Annotated in this window: 17 protein-coding genes; 7 read left to right on the forward strand and 10 right to left on the reverse strand. The window is 36.6% G+C overall.

Features of this window, described 5'->3' with window-relative positions:
- Positions 1–27: 27 nt before the first annotated feature.
- Together AAEU33_RS03625 and AAEU33_RS03630 are read right to left on the reverse strand one after the other, a co-directional pair.
- Positions 28–1,335, reverse strand: a complete 1,308-nt coding sequence (locus AAEU33_RS03625) for a DUF5689 domain-containing protein (protein WP_273650440.1) — start codon at positions 1,333–1,335, stop codon at positions 28–30.
- A gap of 31 nt (positions 1,336–1,366) precedes the next feature.
- On the reverse strand, positions 1,367–4,237 hold the full coding sequence (locus AAEU33_RS03630) for a carboxypeptidase-like regulatory domain-containing protein (RefSeq protein WP_345990960.1): 2,871 nt from the start codon (positions 4,235–4,237) through the stop codon (positions 1,367–1,369).
- Positions 4,238–4,470: 233 nt separating this feature from the next.
- On the opposite strand from AAEU33_RS03630, the gene AAEU33_RS03635 reads away from it, so the two are divergent.
- Complete coding sequence (locus tag AAEU33_RS03635; RefSeq protein WP_345990961.1) at positions 4,471–5,658, forward strand: endonuclease; 1,188 nt, start codon at positions 4,471–4,473, stop codon at positions 5,656–5,658.
- A gap of 30 nt (positions 5,659–5,688) precedes the next feature.
- Positions 5,689–6,111 carry a DUF6146 family protein gene (locus AAEU33_RS03640; RefSeq protein ID WP_345990962.1) on the forward strand — a complete coding sequence of 141 codons (423 nt, stop codon included), beginning with the start codon at positions 5,689–5,691 and terminating at the stop codon, positions 6,109–6,111.
- Positions 6,112–6,169: 58 nt separating this feature from the next.
- On the opposite strand, the gene AAEU33_RS03645 is transcribed toward AAEU33_RS03640, so the two are convergent.
- Positions 6,170–6,766, reverse strand: a complete 597-nt coding sequence (locus AAEU33_RS03645; protein ID WP_194304258.1) for a superoxide dismutase — start codon at positions 6,764–6,766, stop codon at positions 6,170–6,172.
- 176 nt (positions 6,767–6,942) lie between these two features.
- A complete protein-coding gene (gene rho / locus AAEU33_RS03650) occupies positions 6,943–8,754 on the reverse strand; it encodes a transcription termination factor Rho (RefSeq protein WP_345990963.1) in 1,812 nt (603 codons plus the stop codon).
- Positions 8,755–8,897: 143 nt separating this feature from the next.
- Between rho and AAEU33_RS03655 the strand changes: the two genes are divergently transcribed.
- The 4 genes from AAEU33_RS03655 (at position 8,898) to AAEU33_RS03670 (ending at position 12,647) form a co-directional block, all read left to right on the forward strand.
- A complete protein-coding gene (locus AAEU33_RS03655) occupies positions 8,898–9,287 on the forward strand; it encodes a DUF4293 family protein (RefSeq protein ID WP_345990964.1) in 390 nt (129 codons plus the stop codon).
- 172 nt (positions 9,288–9,459) lie between these two features.
- Entirely contained in the window at positions 9,460–10,383 is a 924-nt protein-coding gene (locus tag AAEU33_RS03660; RefSeq protein ID WP_172282217.1) for a M28 family peptidase, read from the forward strand.
- A gap of 52 nt (positions 10,384–10,435) precedes the next feature.
- Positions 10,436–12,274, forward strand: coding sequence for an ABC transporter ATP-binding protein (locus AAEU33_RS03665; protein ID WP_172282215.1), 1,839 nt, complete (start codon positions 10,436–10,438; stop codon positions 12,272–12,274).
- Between the two features lie 22 nt (positions 12,275–12,296).
- Entirely contained in the window at positions 12,297–12,647 is a 351-nt protein-coding gene (locus AAEU33_RS03670; RefSeq protein WP_172282213.1) for a DUF1801 domain-containing protein, read from the forward strand.
- A gap of 57 nt (positions 12,648–12,704) precedes the next feature.
- Here AAEU33_RS03670 and AAEU33_RS03675 read toward each other — a convergent pair whose 3' ends face one another.
- From AAEU33_RS03675 to rsfS, 5 genes are all read right to left on the reverse strand, one after another.
- A complete protein-coding gene (locus AAEU33_RS03675; protein ID WP_172282211.1) occupies positions 12,705–13,358 on the reverse strand; it encodes a phosphatidylserine decarboxylase family protein in 654 nt (217 codons plus the stop codon).
- A 4-nt stretch (positions 13,359–13,362) separates the two neighbouring features.
- Positions 13,363–14,235: a phosphatidate cytidylyltransferase gene (locus AAEU33_RS03680; protein ID WP_345990965.1), complete on the reverse strand. Its 873-nt coding sequence runs from the start codon at positions 14,233–14,235 to the stop codon at positions 13,363–13,365.
- A gap of 24 nt (positions 14,236–14,259) precedes the next feature.
- Positions 14,260–14,841, reverse strand: a complete 582-nt coding sequence (locus AAEU33_RS03685) for an LUD domain-containing protein (RefSeq protein WP_306613407.1) — start codon at positions 14,839–14,841, stop codon at positions 14,260–14,262.
- A 135-nt stretch (positions 14,842–14,976) separates the two neighbouring features.
- A complete protein-coding gene (gene ftsH, locus AAEU33_RS03690; protein WP_172282205.1) occupies positions 14,977–16,965 on the reverse strand; it encodes an ATP-dependent zinc metalloprotease FtsH in 1,989 nt (662 codons plus the stop codon).
- A gap of 15 nt (positions 16,966–16,980) precedes the next feature.
- Entirely contained in the window at positions 16,981–17,349 is a 369-nt protein-coding gene (rsfS, locus tag AAEU33_RS03695; RefSeq protein ID WP_172282203.1) for a ribosome silencing factor, read from the reverse strand.
- 87 nt (positions 17,350–17,436) lie between these two features.
- On the opposite strand from rsfS, the gene AAEU33_RS03700 reads away from it, so the two are divergent.
- The gene (locus AAEU33_RS03700; protein ID WP_306613405.1) at positions 17,437–18,150 is read left to right on the forward strand and encodes a biotin--[acetyl-CoA-carboxylase] ligase; all 714 of its coding nucleotides are present in this window, start codon (positions 17,437–17,439) and stop codon (positions 18,148–18,150) included.
- Here AAEU33_RS03700 and AAEU33_RS03705 read toward each other — a convergent pair.
- The gene (locus AAEU33_RS03705) at positions 18,144–19,256 is read right to left on the reverse strand and encodes an LptF/LptG family permease (protein WP_172282189.1); all 1,113 of its coding nucleotides are present in this window, start codon (positions 19,254–19,256) and stop codon (positions 18,144–18,146) included. The two genes, AAEU33_RS03700 and AAEU33_RS03705, sit on opposite strands and share 7 nt — an antisense overlap.
- Positions 19,257–19,263 lie beyond the last annotated feature (7 nt).

Raw genomic sequence — 19,263 nt, forward strand, 5'->3', positions numbered from 1 at the left:
TGGCTTTTTTATGGAAATTGTAGTTTTTTAATTACCCACTACTCTAACATTGTCTAACTCCCAGGTGGCAGCTGCCGATGTTGTGGAGGTATATTTAAATGCAATTGAAATACTCTTATTAACATAGGCATTAAGATTAATATCTCCGGAATAAGTCCAGGTATTAAACGCAGCCGCATTTGTATCCAGTATTGCAGATAAAGGCACCCAGTTTGTTGTCGATGGATTTCCGGTGTAGTTTTCAGTAACAAAAACTTCAAGTGGGTTACCATTATATCTTGCGTCAGTTTCAAAAGATAAAGCTGCCGAAGTAAAGCCCTGCAAAGAAATTGGTTTAGAAATCAGCCAGTCCTCATTAACATTATTACCTCCGGAAAAACCATTCATCACTACACATGGTTTTGGATTTCCAAACTGTTGAATATTCCATACCTGCGCTCCTGTGATACTAACAGCAAACCAATTATCATCCAGACTTCCATCAAAACCTTCAAAGAAAAACCTTTTCCCCGTAAATTGTACATCGTTCAAACTTCTGATCAGCATTTGCCATGAAGAATTGTAGCGGCTTACTACAAATGTCAGTTCCCCTTTTCCTTCAGGAATCAAAGCAGAGCCAGAAGTAAAAAACCCTGAATTTCTAATATTCGTTGCATTTCCAAAGACATCCACGATACTTCTATCAGTATCTACTCCTGCACCACCTACATAATCTATGTATTTCTTACCCATCTCAGAAGCAGAAAACTGAACATTCGGAACCTTCACCAGCATATTCAGATAATTAGCATCCTGGGCCAACTTCAGATTCGCCAATTCAAGAGGCTTTAACGTAGCAATATCAAGTCCGTTTCCATTACATACCCCAGACATATATCTGCTCAGTAAAGGTCCCGGGATTCTTCCTATAGCATAAGTATTATCCACAGAGCCTATCTTCACAACTCCTCTGTCAAGTCCAAGTCTTAATCCTTTTGCATTAATTCTGATATGGGCTCCCACAGGGAAATCAGCATAATTATTTGCTCTATCTACTTCAATTTGTAATCCCACGGTAGGATTTTCAGGTTTATCCTGAAAAGAAATCGTTTTATAGAAATTGCCGTTTTCATCTGAAGACACTACATAACCATCGAAAATCTGGTCCGTATTGATGAGAATATAACCACTCGACGGAGCCTGGGCTTTAAAATCAGCCATAGTCATCGTAACCGCTGGAAATTTATTCGTGCACTTAACGGGTGGAGTTTCCCAATCATCTTTTTGCACGCAAGATGTAACAGAAGCTGCCAAAACCACTCCCATTACTATACTAAAGTATTTTTTTATATTCATTGTTGTTGTTTTTAATAAAGGATGATAGAAATTAAAATCTAAGCTGAAGATTAATGAAATAAGATCTTCCCTGTGTATACCAGTATTTTGGGCCAAATAAAGTAAACTCCCTGTCTGTATCCTGAACAAAATCCGGGAATTTGGCATTTCTTGTTTGCTCAAAGCCTCCGGTGATATACCTCTTATTGTTCAAAATATTATTAACCGAAGCTGAAAGCAAAACGTAATATTTGCCAATGACCCAGGATTTTCCTGCATTAGCATTGATAAAAAATGAAGAAGGCAGCTTATTGGGTTGCAACACTCTTCTCAGTTCAGATTCGCTAAGATTAATATAAGGAGTTGAAGAAACATTATTCTGAACAAATGATTCTGTCCTTATCAGAGCGGATGGATCCAAATAATTATCATCAAAATAATTCCAGTTGGCACCGAACCACCAGTATTTGGGAGAATTATATCTGAACCCCAAAGAGTAAGCCTGCTGTGGAGTCCCTCCCTGACGATAATTTTTAATGTAAGCCTTTCCTAAATTCATATAAGAAAGTCCATTAGAAAAAATACCTGAAGCGTCGGAAGCAAAATAGGTAACAGGATCATTCTCATAGGTAAATTGTCCAAGGCTTACTAACCCCTGTAGTGATAATGTAGGAATAATCTTTACGTCTAACCCCAGCTCTGCCCCCAAATTTCTTCTTTTAACGTCGGTCATTACCTGCGTTACAAATGCACTTTGTACAATAGTTTCATTTCCCTGGTCATCAGAATTACTTAACTGAATACCATCAGCAAAAAACCTTTGCACGGTGGTTTCATTGCTTGTGTTCACCAAGTATCCCGTTAACCTCAACTTAAGAAACGGTGAAGAAATGACATAGCTGATATCATTGGCACTGATTACCATATTCTGAATATTAGGCGCTACAGATCCGTTTACTCTGGGATTGATAAAGAGATCTTCCAGATAAGGAGCCTGCGAATAATATGCTCCATTGTATACCAAAAAGTTCCTGCCATTCAGTTTGTAAACTACCTGACCTTTCAGTCCATAATTCCAGTAATTGTAGTCCTGACCTTTCCCTTTAGACTCTTTATACAAATAATGATTGAATAATCCTTCCCTGCTGGATGTTGAGTAGCCTGCAAGAGCAGAAACAAATACATCAAATTTTCCGGTTGCAAACCTTAGTCCCGGATTCACTTTAACTTCCTGTCTTCTGAAAATATAATCGTAAGTCATTCTGTATCCGACCTTTTTCGTTACATTCTCTTCCCCATCATTAAACAATCCTGATTTTCCCGGTTGATTGGTTGCCGCAAACGGATCCCGATTTAAAACAAAATCGGCACCTAAAAGATCCTTGACTTCCCTGTATTGTTCTGATTTATAATTTTGATATGATACATTCAATAGGAACTTAGTTGTATCATTAAAATTGTGGATAAAGTGTGTTGCAGCATTAAAAATCTTATCATTACTTACATCATCAACCAGATAATATAAAGCCCTTCGTCCCGTCTGCCCGTAATACGTTCCTGCCGCCTGTTGCCCATTCCTTTTGTAAAGAGCATCCCAATTAAGCTGAGTAATTCCCGGATCTCCGGAAGTCCAGGCTGCCAGAGATATCTGATATGCGTCCTGGGCAGTCGTCATCGTTCCACCAGGTCCTACAGCAACCGATGCATTAGGGTCTAAGGAATCATAATAACTTGGCAAATTCCTGTAGTATGTAGGTGACGGATTTTGTACATTCTGCCAGTCTAAGCGCGAGCCTCTATCCTTTCCAAACTGATACGAGACAGAAGTCCAGAGACTTGATTTCTTGTCAATTTTCCAAAAATCCTGGATTTGGAATATCGGCTGAAAACCCTTTCTAACTCTTTCACTTCTTTGTTTACCGTCCTGATATCCCCAATAGGAATTATAATGTACTCCTCTGTAATCATATACTTCCTGTGTACTTGGGCTTGCTGTCGATCTTCGATAAGGAGCTCCAATAAAATTGAAGGTCATACTATGCTTGTCATTGAATTTCTTTTCAATACCCAAATAAGCTCCATATGCATCGTAAAATGTTCCTTCCTGAATTCCTTCTTCCGCCCATCTTCTTGCTCCCATTACTGTAAATGCCCACCCGTTTTTATTCATCCCGGAGCTATAGCGTAGGGAGGTCCTGTTTCTGTAGTTTCTATTGGTAAGAGATTGTGTAAACTGAAACCCTTTCCTGTACTCACTAGCCTTGGTATTTTTGTAAATGACCGAACTATTTCCCCCAAACGCGTATTCTGATGGGGAATGGTTCGCAGAAATTTCAGGGTATCTCGTCACTTCATTAAGTCCTCCCCAATTTCCAAAATCTACATTTCCATTATCAGACTTGATCATAGAAACTCCGTTTAACATAGTTTCTCCCATTCGTCCGTCAATTCCTCTGGGCCGAAACCAGTAAAAACCTAAATCAAACGCTGCAATTCTGCTGAATACATCCTGGGATGATTGAAGAAGTCCAACCGTGGAGGTCTGGCTGCCGCTACCGTCGTCGTCATTATCACTGTCTATGATAGCCAAACCCTGATCAACATTAGTTAAATTAGAATAAAGGGTAATAATCCCCAAATCTTTCCTCTTTTCATCATGAGTCACATCGAACTCCATAACTTTGGTTTCGTAATTCGATTTTGTAATAACAATCTGGTAATGTCCGGGCTGCAAATCGACAAATTGAAAGTAGCCGATCTTGTCTGCCGTAACATCATTTTCATTCCCTTTTAAATCTACTTCTGCCCTTTCAATAGGTTTTCCATCTGCATCTTTTAAATAAGCAAACACAGTTGTCTGCGCGAAATAATAAGAAGCCGGAAGTAAAGTAAATAAAGAGACTAATGATAATTTTTTAATCATAAGCAAATGTATTTTTTATAGTTTTCCCTTAGTTTTCAACGCGTTAAAAAAGTAGGGAAATATAAATTTAACAAATTTTTATAATCTGAAATACTTTTAAAATTATGTTATCTTAATATTGCGGCTTTGTAATGCATCCGGCTAAACGCTCCGTTCAATTATTTTAAATTTACTTATATTTAAAGATGAAATGAGTTATAAATCAATTGTCTACTTATTAATCTTGACGCAAAATGAAAAAAAATTTAAGCCTTTTTATGTTCTTTTTTTCAATGTTTACCTTTGCCCAGCAAGGCCAGCTAAGAAAGGTAGCGGCAGTAGGTTTTTTGAATGTGGAAAATTTATTTGATACTATACCTTCGGCTGATTATATTGATGGCACTAAAGCAATAAGCAATCCTGCATTTCATCGGAGTATCCCATTAGATTCAATCAGATTCCTGGAGGCTGAAAAGTATGATGGTCCGTGGAGTGATGGCTTGTTAAAAGGAAAAAAAGCACTGAGATATCAAAGCGGATATGAAGAATTCACCCCCAAAAGCTCTAAAAACTATAATACTAAAGTTTATAAAACCAAACTTGCCAATGAAGCAAAGGTCATTTCTGAGCTTGGGTCTCAGTATACAAAAACAGCTCCCGCAGTTGTTGGTCTTATTGAAGTGGAAAACAGGCAGGTAATTCAGGACCTTATCAAAGAACCCGCTTTAGCTAAATATGATTATGGGATCATTCATTATAATTCTTATGATTACAGGGGAATTGATGTTGCCCTGATTTATCAGAAGAGAAGATTTACGGTTACGAACTCTTTAAAAAAGGAATTAAAAATTTTCAATGAGACCGGAAAAAGAGAATACACAAGAGATATCCTGGTGGTAACAGGTTTTTTAGACAATGAAAAAGTAGCTTTCTTTATGAATCACTGGCCTTCCCGAAGAGGAGGAGAAGCGGTCTCATTACCTAAGAGAAATGCCGCAGCAGTACTTCTGAAACAACAAATGGACAGTGTACGGGCAGCAGATCCTTCTACTAAGCTATTTGCAATGGGAGATTTTAATGACGACCCGGTAAGTTCCAGTTTAAAGAATCACTTAAAAGCTGTAGGCAATTCAAAAGATCTGAATGACAACACCCCCTATCTGAATCTGATGTATCCTCTGTACAAAAAAGGAGTTGCTTCTCTGGCGTATCAGGATGCACCTAACCTATTCGATCAGATCATTGTCTCCAAAAACCTTATTTCCGATCAGGTAACAAAAGAGTACTCTGTTTACAGGGCTGAAATTTATGCTCCCGCATATCTCGTCAATAAAGAAGGAAACTATAAAGGTTATCCTTTCAGGTCCTGGAATGGGGATCAGTTTACCGGAGGATATAGCGACCATTTTCCAGCATTTGTTATTCTTCAGAAGGAACCCTAACTAAAGTACTTTTTGCGTAACTTTATAAGTATGAAAAATCTGATTTTAATAGTATGCATGTTTTGTCTGCCTTTTAGCTGTTTGTCTCAGGACAAACCTAAACCGGATAAAGAGAAATCTGAGATAAAACCAGCCAAAAATGACGATGGAGAGTGGGATATCACTGTATTGGATACTCAATATGATTATTTTTTAAATGCTATTGCAAAACCGATGAACCAATACACAGAGTCTTACTTAAAATCAAGAAATATAATTCTGGTCAGTGAATGGAATTCCTATTATAATACAGGAAGATATAGGAATGTAATCGAATCGTCGATCAGCTATGATCCAAAAGAAAATTACGGATTAAAGTTTGAATACAAACTTTACCAGGTTTTCGCTTACGTCAATTGGAAATACGGTTTACGAATGAACGGTTTGAGCGGTAGTGATGTCACAAGATATTAATAAAAAAAAGGATCAGAAATTTCTGATCCTTTTTTTTATTTTTATTGGAAACGATCAACTATTTGTTGAATAATTCCTCTACTTTATCCCAGTTTACTACATCGAAAAACGCTGTAACGTAGTCAGGTCTTCTGTTTTGATAGTTTAGGTAATAAGCATGTTCCCAAACGTCTAATCCTAAAACCGGAGTTCCCTTAACATCTGCCACAGGCATTAATGGGTTGTCCTGATTAGGAGTAGAAGACACGGAAACTGAACCGTCTGCATTTTTAATCAGCCATGCCCATCCTGAACCAAATCTTGTTTTAGCAGCCTCAGAGAAATCTGTTTTAAATTTATCAAAACCACCATAGTTTTCAATAGCAGCCTTTACATTTCCTACAGGTTCTTTGCTTCCTCCCGGAGTTAAAATTTCCCAGAATAAAGAATGGTTAAAGTGTCCTCCTCCGTTATTTCTTACTGCAGGCTTATCTGTTCCTGTTTTGCAGATTTCTTCTATTGTTTTTCCAGCCAGGTCCGTACCCTCGATTGCTTTATTCAAATTATCTATATAAGCCTGGTGATGCTTTGTATAGTGAATTTCCATTGTTTTCGCATCAATAGTTGGTTCTAATGCATCGTACGCGTATCCTAGTTTTGGTAATTCAAATGACATAATTTTATTTTTTAATGTTATATTTCAAAGTTAGCCAATAATTGACCGATTATCAAAAATAGCGTATTATTTTAATAAATCTTTAACATTGATATATTATATTCCACATCCTGTTTAAAAGTAAAAAGCACAGATTATGAAAACCTGTGCTTTTTATTTAACAATATTAAATTAATCTATCTATTCATAGACATCAGGAATTCTTCGTTATTAAGAGTTCCTTTGATATTTTTATTAACAAATTCCATGGCTTCCACAGGATTCATTTCAGAAAGATATTTTCTAAAGATCCACATTCTCTGAGAAGTTACTTCATCCAGAAGAAGATCGTCCCGTCTTGTACTGGAAGAAACAAGGTCAATAGCAGGATAAATTCTTCTGTTGGCAATTTTTCTATCCAACTGAAGCTCCATATTACCTGTACCTTTGAATTCTTCAAAGATAACCTCGTCCATTTTAGAACCTGTGTCAATCAATGCTGTAGCGATAATTGTCAGGGAACCACCACCTTCAATTTTTCTGGCTGCTCCGAAGAATCTCTTCGGCTTATGCAAAGCATTGGCATCAACCCCTCCGGAAAGAACCTTTCCAGAAGCCGGCGTTACCGTATTGTATGCTCTTGCCAATCTGGTAATAGAATCTAATAAAATAACAACATCATGGCCGCACTCAACCATTCTCTGAGCCTTTGCCAATACAAGATTGGCAACCTTAACGTGCTTTTCTGCTGCTTCATCAAATGTAGAAGCAATTACCTCTGCATTTACACTTCTTTCCATATCTGTAACTTCCTCAGGACGTTCATCGATAAGAAGAACCATCATATATACTTCAGGATGGTTAGCTGCGATAGAATTCGCAATGTCCTTAAGCAACATGGTCTTACCTGTTTTAGGCTGCGCAACGATCATTGCTCTTTGCCCCTTTCCGATTGGAGCAAACAGATCTACGATTCTTGTAGAAATGGTTGAATTGTTTCCTGTAAGGTTAAATTTTTCTTCCGGGAAAAGAGGTGTAAGGTATTCAAATGCTACGCGATCTTTGATAAATGCCAGATCACGGCCATTCACCTCCGTAGGTTTTAATAAGGAAAAGTATTTCTCACCTTCTTTTGGAAGCCTTACGATACCTTTTACTGTATCTCCGGTTTTTAATCCGAAATTTCTGATCTGTGCAGTAGATACATATACATCATCCGGAGAAGAAATATAACTAAAATCTGAAGAACGTAAAAATCCATAATTATCAGGTAAAATTTCTAACACACCTTCTATACTTACCATTCCATCAAAATGGAATTCTTTTTTAGATTCGTGTTGCTCTTCCTGCTTATCAGAATGTCTGTTTTGATTCTGATTATGGTTATTTTGGTTCTGGTTCTGATTTTTGTGAGAGTTTCCACCGTTTTGTGGATGGTTCTGGCCTTTCTGAGGTCTGGCCTGAGCTTGGGGATTACCTTGCTTTTCTTCTGCCGGAGCAGATTCCTGAGTATCTGTGTTTTTTTGTACTTCCGTCCTTTCCTGAGCAGAAGCTTCAGTGGTATTGGTATTGGGAGTAACTCTTTTCCTTTTTTTCTTTGCTTGTGGCTGCTGTGAAGCAGTATTTTCTTCTGTAGTTGAAGTAACTTCTTCCTGCTTTGGAGTTTCAGTGACAGTTTCTTTTTCTTCTGTTTTTTCTTCAACCTTTGTTGCTGTCTCTGATGGCGTTGGAACCTTTGCCTCCGTTTTAGGTTTTGCCGTCCTCTTTGGGGCGGCTTTCTTGGCAGGAGCTTTAGTTTCTTTTTCCACCGTTTTGTCTTCAGTATTCATACTGTTCTCTGTGGTGTTGAAATAATCTTTTGTAACTTTAGGGTTAGAAGCTTGAAAATCAAGAACAGCAAAAATTTTATCGTTTTCAGAGCTGTTTCTTGCAACCTTAACGCCTAAATCCTTTAAGATTTTAGTCAATTCCGTTACGGATTTTGACCTTAACGTTTCAATGTTAAACATATGTATGTAAAAATGTAATTAATTGTGAGTAAGAAAAGTAAGTCCGGTGACTTTTGTTTTCAAGTACATTGTATAATGCAAATCTACACTTATTTTTGAATTGTGCAAAATTTATGTTATTTTTGCCAAGAATTTAATATTCAATGCTACAAAGAATACAAACTATATGGATTTTTCTGGCAGTTTTAGCTGCTGTTTTTCTTTTCATCACAGGACAAGATGTTGCTGTATTTGGTAACATTCCTGTAGTAGACAGTACATGTATTGTACTTGTTTTAGTTGGATTACTAAGTGTATTCAGCTTTAAAAACAGAAAAAGACAAATTTTGCTGAATACAATCAGCATCATTATAAACGCTTTGTTGATTGGTGTATTGGCTTATTGGCTACTAAATTTATCCGGAGGAATTCAATTTCCTGAGAAGGGTATTGAGCCTGTTTTTCCATTAATCGCGATTATCTGTTTGTTTATTGCAAACATATATATCCGTAAAGATGAGAGGCTCGTAAAATCTGTAGACAGACTTCGATAACCTTACAACGATTTTTTGAGTAAGAACAGCTTCTTTTGAAGCTGTTTTTTTCTTTTAGACCAAGATTAAGTTTTCAATTTCTGTATTTCCTTCTTACCTCTCCATATTTTTTTTAAAATCAATGCAACATTTTCTATGTTTCAACGACATATACTTATATAACAGGACTCCAATGAAAAAATTAACTTATCTCGCATTCTCGTTTTTCTCAGTAATTACCTTTGCCCAGGAAGTTCAGAAAAGTACAGTAACAACTGTTCTTTCCACACTGGCATCTGATGAAATGAAGGGCCGGGAAATCGGGACCCCGGAAAACGACAATGCCGCCCAATATATTGCCAAACTTTTTAAAGAAAACAACTTAGAATACTGCACCGGGAACTCTTACCTTGTCCCTTTTGATTATAAAGGGAAAACTGTTTATAACGTTTGTGGTATCAAAAAAGGAAAAAGCGACAAGTATTTAGGCTTTTCAGGACATTTCGATCATATCGGCACCAGTAAAAAAAGTGGTGATAATATCTACAATGGGGCAGACGATGATGCAAGCGGAATTACCACTCTTGTAGGAATAGCAGATTATTTCAAAAATAAAACTCCTGAATTTTCAATGGCATTTATTGCTTTTAACGGAGAAGAGAAAGGAATGTTAGGTTCAAGGGCGATTTCAACTAACAAGGATCTTGATCCTATTTATAATAACATGTCTGCCCTCTTTAATTTTGAAATGGTAGCTACGGAATCACAATTCGGGAAAAATGCCCTCTTTATGACAGGTGATGAATTTTCTGATCTTGATGAATTGTTTAATCAACATGCAGCAAACGGCTTGAAAATATATCCTGATCCATATGCCACACAACAGTTATTCTACAGATCCGATAACGTAAGTTTCGTTAAAAAGAAAATCATTGCACACTCGTTCTCTACAGTTGACATGACCAAAGCAACACATTATCACAATGAAAGCGACGATGTATCCGTTGTAGATTTCAATAACCTGACCCAAATCATCAATAACCTTGGGAAAACTTTTGAGAAATTAGGACCAAAGAATTTTACACCAAAATATAACGATAAAGTAAAATTCAATTAAGATCGTCTACTCTTTTAAAAATACCTAATTTTGCCTTTCCAATTTTTCATTAATGAACGAATATAAAAAAATATTAAAATTCGCACGGCCTCACCAGAAATACATATACGGAAGTTTGTTTTTCAATATCCTGTATTCTGTGTTTCAGATAGCTTCCTTAGGAACTATCCTTCCGGTCCTGGGAATGCTTTTCGGAACAATAAAACCGCAGAAATATGAATCTGCACCTGTATATTCAGGAGATGTTATTGATTTCTTTTCCTACATAAAAGACTATTCCAATTATTATGTACAAAGCCTTGTTACTGAATATGGTTCGCTGAAAGTACTTGCATGGCTTTGCGTTGTCACTGCTTTCATGTTCCTCTTAAGAAATGCGTTCCGTTATTTCGGATCTTTTCTTTTAATTAATTACCGTGTGGGAGTTACCAAGGATCTCCGTGGTGCGATGTACCGCAAAATACTTTCATTGCCTGTGTCATTCTTTACCGAAAGCAGAAAAGGGGATCTGATGTCCCGTATGTCCAATGATGTCGGCGAAGTGGAAGGTAATATCTTAGGTAGTTTAATTGACCTGATCAATGCACCGTTTATGCTGATCAGTACTTTGATCACCCTTTTCTTTTTAAGCCCTGAAATGACACTTTTTTCATTACTTATTTTACCGGTAATGGGAACGATGATCGCTTTAATCGGAAAAAGCCTTAAAAAAGACTCTCATGAGGCTCAACATGAATTAGGAAATATATTCTCTATCGTGGATGAGACCCTTAAATCATCAAAGGTTATTAAAATCTTTAATGCTGAAAAAATAATGGATAACCGATTTATGCAATCGATGCACAAATGGATTTCCAGCTCTATAAGTTTAGGACGAAAAAAAGAATTGGCTTCGCCAATGAGTGAATTCCTTGGCTCTATTACATTTTTGATCATTGCTTGGTATGGAGGAAAGCAAATCATTGTTGATCAAAGTATTTCCCCTGCAGATTTCCTTGTATTTTTAGGGATGTTTTTCCAGATTTTACCTCCGGCAAAAAGTTTATCTACTTCGATTTCCAATGTTCAGAAGGGAGAAGCTTCTCTGAAAAGGGTATTGGAAATTCTGGATGCAGATGTTAAAATCGAAGAAATTGCGGCACCGGTTTCTATTACAACACTTGAAAACAATATTGAATTCAGGAATATCGGATTCTATTATGATAAGGATAATGTAATTCTTAAAAACTTTAATTTAACGATTCCAAAGGGAAAAACAGTAGCTTTAGTTGGCCAGAGCGGAAGCGGGAAGACAACAATAGCCAACCTGCTTGCCCGTTTCTATGATGTTTCCGAAGGTGAAATTTTAATTGACAATGTTGATATCAAACACCTGAAGCTACAGGAGTACAGAAAGCTATTAGGAATGGTAACCCAGGAATCCGTTCTTTTCAATGATTCTGTTTATAACAACATCTTAATGGGTAAACCTGATGCTACCAAAGAAGAGGTTATCGCAGCTGCTAAAGTGGCCAATGCAGATACTTTTATTACACAGCTTCCAAAAGGTTATGACACCAATATCGGAGATGATGGTGGTAAATTATCCGGAGGGCAGAAACAAAGGGTTTCTATTGCAAGAGCAGTTCTTAAGAACCCACCGATTATGATCCTTGATGAAGCAACTTCAGCATTAGATACAGAATCTGAAAAGTTTGTACAGGATGCTCTCGAGAAAATGATGGAAAACAGGACCTCTTTGGTTATTGCCCACAGGCTTTCGACAATACAAAAAGCAGACTGGATCGTAGTGATGGAAAAAGGGGATATCGTAGAACAGGGAAGCCACCACGACCTGATCGCGAAAAGAGGTGTTTACCACAAATTGGTTGAACTCCAGAATTTTGATTAAACCTTTTTAAATTAAATTTAAAATGAACCCCATACAAGAGTATTTCTACAGAATTGAAGAACCTGATAGAAGTACTCTTTTGTTTTTGAGGAAAAAGATCCTAGAATCTGATCCGGATAACATAACAGAGACACTAAGCTTTGGATTGCCCTTTTTTAAATACAAAAAGAAGATGCTTTGCTATTTGTATTACAGCAAAAAATATAAGAAACATTATGTAAGCTTTTATCATGGAGACAGACTGAATGCTCCGGAATTGCTCCAGGAAGGCAGAAAGAAGTTTAAAATCCTTTTAATTGATATGGATAAGGATTTACCCATACAGCTTATTTTAGAACTTGTAAACGAGGTAAAAAAATTTATTAAGGTTTAACCTTAAACAAAAAAAGCAGCTTCTCCTGAAACTGCTTTTATATTTTTCTGATTGAATTTACTCTTTCATTTTAGCAATGATATCCAACCCTCCTTTTGTGATATCTCCGATTTTACAAATAATCTCCGTGTCCAATGGTAAGAAAACATCCATTCTTGAACCGAATTTTATAAATCCAAATTCGTGCCCTGCTTTTGCCTGATCTCCTTCATTACAATAGAAAACAATCCTTCTGGCTACATAACCCGCAATCTGCCTGAAAACAACTTTGTGATTCGTTAAACTTTCTATCGCCACAGTTGTTCTTTCATTTTCAGTAGAAGACTTTTCGTGCCATGCTACCAAATATTTTCCAGGATGGTATTTTTTATAGATCACCTCCCCGGAAACGGGATATCTGCAAATATGCACATTCAGGGGTGACATGAAGATAGAAACCTGTATTGCCTTCCCTTTCAGAAATTCCGTTTCTTCAACTTCTTTAATCATAACCACTTTCCCATCCACCGGTGCAATCACATTCTCTTTATGATCAAGAATTTCCCGGTTGGGAACTCTGAAAAACCAAAATATAAGGCTGTATACAACCAATAAAGGCATAATGATCAAAAGCGACCACATTTTAAGAAAATAAATTGCTGCAACACCAATAATGATGAAAAGAATGGTTGCTACAGTGATCGTTCCTTTCGATTCTCTATGTAATTTCATGAGTTTAAATAAATTTTTCTAAAATAAAGTACAAATATACAACAGGAACGCAGATTATAAAACTATCCAGTCTATCTAATACACCTCCGTGCCCCGGAATAATGTTTCCGCTGTCCTTAACGCCAAAACTTCTTTTAAGCTGGCTTTCTACCAGATCTCCAAGCGGAGCAAATGAAGCGACGAGAAAACCTACAACGATCCAGTTTCCACGCAGATCGTGTTGATATTTTTCAATAAAGTAAGACAATACTAATGTGAGAATAACACCTCCCGCATACCCTTCCCAGGTTTTTTTAGGAGATATCTTAGGTGCCATTTTATGTTTTCCAAAAAATTTTCCCGTAAGATAGGCAAATGTATCACTGCTCCAGATCAGAATAAACAGGAACAACACTTCTAAAGAAAACGAATTATCAAAATTAGAATATTTTGGAAGTCCCAGAGCAAAGCTAAAAGGCAGTGCAACGTAAATGACCGTAAAAATCAATTTCCCGCTATCGTAGTATAATTCTGTAGGATACTTAAATAAAGTAACTACAGCTATCCCTATTAATGATAATGCCAATATTTCGCTTAGCCTGAAATCAAAAAAGAAATCATGATAGAAGTATCTTTTGGAAAACATGTAAAAGATAACCGCAATAACGGGAAAAACAACCCACTTTTCATATCCTTTTCCAAACTTCATGATCTTCACACACTCCCATGAACCCACCAGCATTAAAAATGTTATTAAACCGTAGTACAGGAATTGCTGTTTAACGAGGTCCGGAGATATGGTATTGATCAGTTGGGCTCCGAGTGGAGTTGCACAAAGGATAATAACTGCAACGTACACAATCCCTGAAATGGTTCTTTGAATGAGATTTTTGTCCAAAATGTATAATTTAGAAATTGATGCTTAATCTTCAAGCAGCAATAAAAACAGTTTTGTATTGGAATTAGAGGATGTATCTAATTTTGACTGGCTTCCGCTGATTGAAGTCAGGTTTTTAATATTCCCATTACGCTTTATTTTTCCCATGGCATCATTCAGGTTATTAACGATCTGAGAAACGTTAGCCATGATAATAATCTTACTGGGTAGTCTCGACGAATGATAATGGAGAATGTTATTGTGCGACAGCATAATTCTTCCGTCGTAAGCAATAAGATATTCACAGGTTATAAATGCAGCATCATTGGAATGTTCCAGCTCTGAAGTAAAGGGAGTTTTTACAACATTCAAAAAATTCTGCAGTTCCTTATCCCAACAAAATATATTGTGAATGCCCTCTATTTTAATGATTTGATTCAAAGTTTGTAGAGCCTCCGCTTCATCTGCACAATAATTAAAAAATCCCCCCGAATGCGTAAATAATTGCGCAAACTTATAATCGAGATCTGCATTTTTCAGCGAATCCCCTAGCTTTTCCAAACTTTGGTTGTCATCTTCCTCGGGTTGGTTAGTTAGTTTGCTTACAATTTTTTTAAATAAACTCAACTTAATGTTTTTTAGTCAACTTTATACAAAAATAGAAAATAAATTATAATAGATTCCAAAAATGTACGTTTAAATATGAAAAAACCTGGCAATTTTGAAATTACCAGGTTTTATTTCTTTTATTTTTTAAGAATTTTAAAGTTGAGTCGGGCTTTCCGGAGCCTGAATTTCACTTTCCTCTTCTTTATCCTTGATTAGAGGAATTGTATTCGTTACGGGTCTTTCAGTCAACTCAGGATCCCAGGCTCTTTTACCGAATATTTCTTCTAAATCCTCACGGAAGATTACCTCTTTTTCCAGAAGTTTACCTGCCAGAGCATCCAGCTTATCTTTGTTTTCTGTAAGGATCTGTACTGCACGTGCATATTGATTTTCGATAATCGATTTGATCTCTACGTCAATCTTATTCGCAGTTTCCTCAGAGTAAGGTTTTCCAAAATTGTATTCCGACTGTCCTGAGCTATCATAGTACGAAATGTTACCGATATTTGGACTCAATCCGTAGATTGTAACCATAGCCTGAGCTCTTTTCGTTACTGTTTCAAGGTCAGATAATGCGCCGGTAGAAATATTATTGAATATTACTTGCTCTGCTGCTCTACCTCCCAGAGTTGCACACATTTCATCCAGCATCTGCTCAGTAGTAGTAAGCTGCCTTTCTTCCGGAAGATACCATGCTGCTCCCAAGGAACGTCCTCTTGGAACGATCGTTACCTTTAAAAGTGGAGAAGCGTGTTCTACCAACCATGAAATGGTTGCGTGACCGGCTTCATGATAAGCAACTCTTTTCTTTTCAGAAGGTTTTATTGCTTTATTTTTCTTTTCAAGACCTCCAATAATTCTGTCTACCGCATCAAGAAAATCTTGTTTTGTCACCGAAGTATGGTTATTTCTTGCTGCAATCAGTGCTGCCTCGTTACAAACATTGGCAATATCGGCTCCACTGAAACCAGGAGTTTGTTTTGCTAAAAACTCTCTGTCCACATTATCATCCAGTTTGATTTTCTTTAAGTGAACATCAAAAATCTGTCTTCTTTCGTGTAATTCCGGAAGGTCTACAAAGATTGAACGGTCAAAACGCCCTGCCCTCATTAAGGCTTTATCTAAAATATCAGCCCTGTTGGTAGCAGCCATTACAATAACATTGGTATCAGTCCCGAAGCCGTCCATTTCTGTAAGAAGTTGATTGAGGGTATTTTCTCTTTCGTCATTTCCTCCTGAGAAATTATTTTTTCCTCTCGCACGTCCAATGGCATCGATCTCATCAATAAAGATAATGGCAGGAGATTTAGCTTTCGCCTGAGCAAAAAGGTCTCTTACTCTTGACGCCCCAACTCCTACAAACATTTCAACAAAGTCTGAACCCGAAAGCGAAAAGAAAGGTACTTTTGCTTCTCCGGCTACTGCTTTCGCCAATAATGTTTTACCAGTTCCCGGAGGCCCTACCAAAAGAACTCCTTTTGGAATTTTACCTCCCAGTTTTGTATATTTTTCAGAGTTTTTAAGAAAATCTACAACTTCTTGTACCTCTTCTTTTGCTCCCTCTAATCCTGCTACATCTTTAAATGTTACCTGAATTCTTTCTTTTTCGTCAAAAAGTTTTGCCTTAGATTTACCGATAGAGAAGATTTGTCCTCCAGGACCTCCACCTCCACCCATCTTTCTGAAAAGAAGGAAGTAAAATAATCCTAAAATAGCAATCCATATCAATGCAGAGAATAAAATATCCATGAAAGGATTTTTACCCGCTCCATAATCTTTAGTTGTTTTAATAGCCGCATTTTCTGCTTTTATCTGATCAAATTTTTGAAGGAAAAGCTGAAGATCTCCGTATTTCACTGTGTAATCAGCTTTAGGAGCCATATCGAATGCTGACAAAGGATTGTTTTCTTTCGTGTTTTTATTCACCATTGCTGTTTTAGCAGCCTGAGTTAAAAATACATCAGCCTTTTCAGTGTCTTTATATATAATAATATTCTGAACTTTTCCCGATTGCATTTCTCTGAAGAAACCGTCTTCATCAATAGCTTTTGCGCTGTTGTCTCCTAAAAAGTTGGATCCAAAAAATAACAAAAGAGCTATGATCGCAATTGGAAAAAACCAGTTAAATCCTTTATTGTTCATTTATACTTTTTAAAATTAAATTTCATTTTCAATTTTGGTGATTTTCGCATCACCCCACAATTCCTCAATATCATAGTACTCACGCACCTGCTTTTGGAATATGTGAACGACCACTGTTACATAGTCTACCAAAACCCACATTGCATTATCCGTTCCTTCTACGTGCCAAGGTCTGTCATGAAGTTCGTTTCTAACTTTCTTCTCTACACTCCCCGCCAATGCAGAAACCTGTGTATTAGAGTTTCCACTGCATATTACAAACGTTTCTGCTACTGAGTTTTCGATGTTGGAAAGATCAAAGATCATAATGTCTTCTCCTTTTACATCCTGGATAGCTTCAACGATTTTATCTATTAATTCTTGCTTTTCTACTGTCTTATTCATTAAAAAAATACTATAATCTGCAAATTTATTGTTTTTTCTTTACTTTAACCTTACTTTTACCCTTTTAAAGTCTTAAAGTTTTCTTAAATGGCCCAACTGTTCTATCTAAAAGAGTGCCCTTCTACTAATGACGAAATTTCAAAGTTTTTACTTTACGAAAATTCAGATTTTATTGCTTTACATACATTTAATCAAACCAAAGGTCGCGGGCAATATGGAAATACATGGTCTTCCACTGCTGAAAAGAATGTAGCTTACACATTAGCTGTGAGCACTCATCATTTCACGCTTTCGGATTTTATGTTCAATTATTATACCGCAATTATTATCAGGGATTTCCTTGCCAATATGACTGAATGTGATGTAAAGATAAAATGGCCTAATGATATTATTCTTAAAAGTAAGAAAATAGTTGGAATATTGATTGAAAAGAAAAAAATTAATCAAAAAAATTATTTCATCATCGGCGCAGGATTCAATGTTCTACAGGAGAATTTTGATGAAATTTCGAACGCAAGCTCGCTTTCTGTTCTTACAGGTAAGAGATTCCGTCTTGAAGAATTTACTGTAAGTCTTCATGATTTCCTGATTGAAAAACTGAGCAACATTCCGACTGATGGAGAAATCCTGAAACGATTCAATGATCTTTTATTCCGTAAAGATGAGATCTCTGTTTTTGAAATCGATAAAAAGAGACAAAATGGCATTATAAAGTTTTGCGACGAAAAGGGAGAAATCTGGATTGAACTGGAAGAAGGCCTTCGTTCTTTTTACCATAAAGAGATCAAACTTCTTTACTGATTTGCTCTTTTCAGATAAAGATATAACGCAATCGGAAAGAAAATAAGGTTGGGAAACCACATGGCCAGAGCCGGAGACATGCTCTTATTTTCGGAAACTACTTTTAAAGCCTCAAATGAGAATACAAAGATAAACGCAAGAGAAATACCTATTGCCAGGTTAATTCCCAAACCTCCCCTCTTCTTTTGTGAGGAAAGTGAAAGAGCCAGAAATGTCAGGATAACAATAGAAACAGGCATGGAAGTCCTTTGGTATAACTCATTTAAATGGGTATTCAGGTTACTGTTTCCTTTTTCTTTCTCCCTTTGGATAAACTTTAAAAGCTCCGGAGTGGTTTTATTCTGCCCCAAAAGCTCATTAGGGAAAAGTTCTTCAGGTGCATGCCCATAGCTTTTCCTTAGTTCAGTTCCGTTTTTCAGCTTTTCAGAATCATCTTTATTAACATTTTTCTCAGTATAATTATTGAGAACAAATTGTTTTTTATCCTGGTCCCAATACACATCAGAAGCTTTCAGTTCATAAAGCATCTTTCTGTTGTTATCAAATTTCTGGAATATAAAACCGGAACCCCTTCGCTCCCTCTTGTTCCAGGAGTTGATAAAAATATATTCTGTTCTGCTGAGCTGTGCCGTTACCGGTGCTGTTCCCAAAACTTTTTCTTTATTGGCTGCATTGTAAGTATAAGCTTCCAGCTCATTTTTTTTGATATTTGCCCATGGGAGCACAAAATGATTGACAACCAAAGATATAGACGCAATAAACAAAGAAGTAATTAAATAGGGCTTTGCAAAGCGATGAAAACTCGCTCCACTACTGATCACAGCAACAATTTCTGTATTATTTGCCATTCTGGAGGTAAAATAAATTACCGATATAAATACCAGAATAGATAAGAATGTCATGACCAAATTAATGATCCAGAACGGGTAAAAATGAACGAGAAAGTAAGATAGATTTAATTTTGCATCAATTGCTGTCGCATTTTCTATCCTTGGAATTTTCTGCTGAACATCGATCACCAAAACAACTATAGACAATAATATAAGCATGAAACCAAAAGTTCCAAGATATTTTTTGATGATATACCGGTCTATAATTGTAAACATAATTTCC

The organism is Chryseobacterium sp. Chry.R1, from assembly GCF_039645525.1.
Classification (GTDB): domain Bacteria; phylum Bacteroidota; class Bacteroidia; order Flavobacteriales; family Weeksellaceae; genus Chryseobacterium; species Chryseobacterium proteolyticum.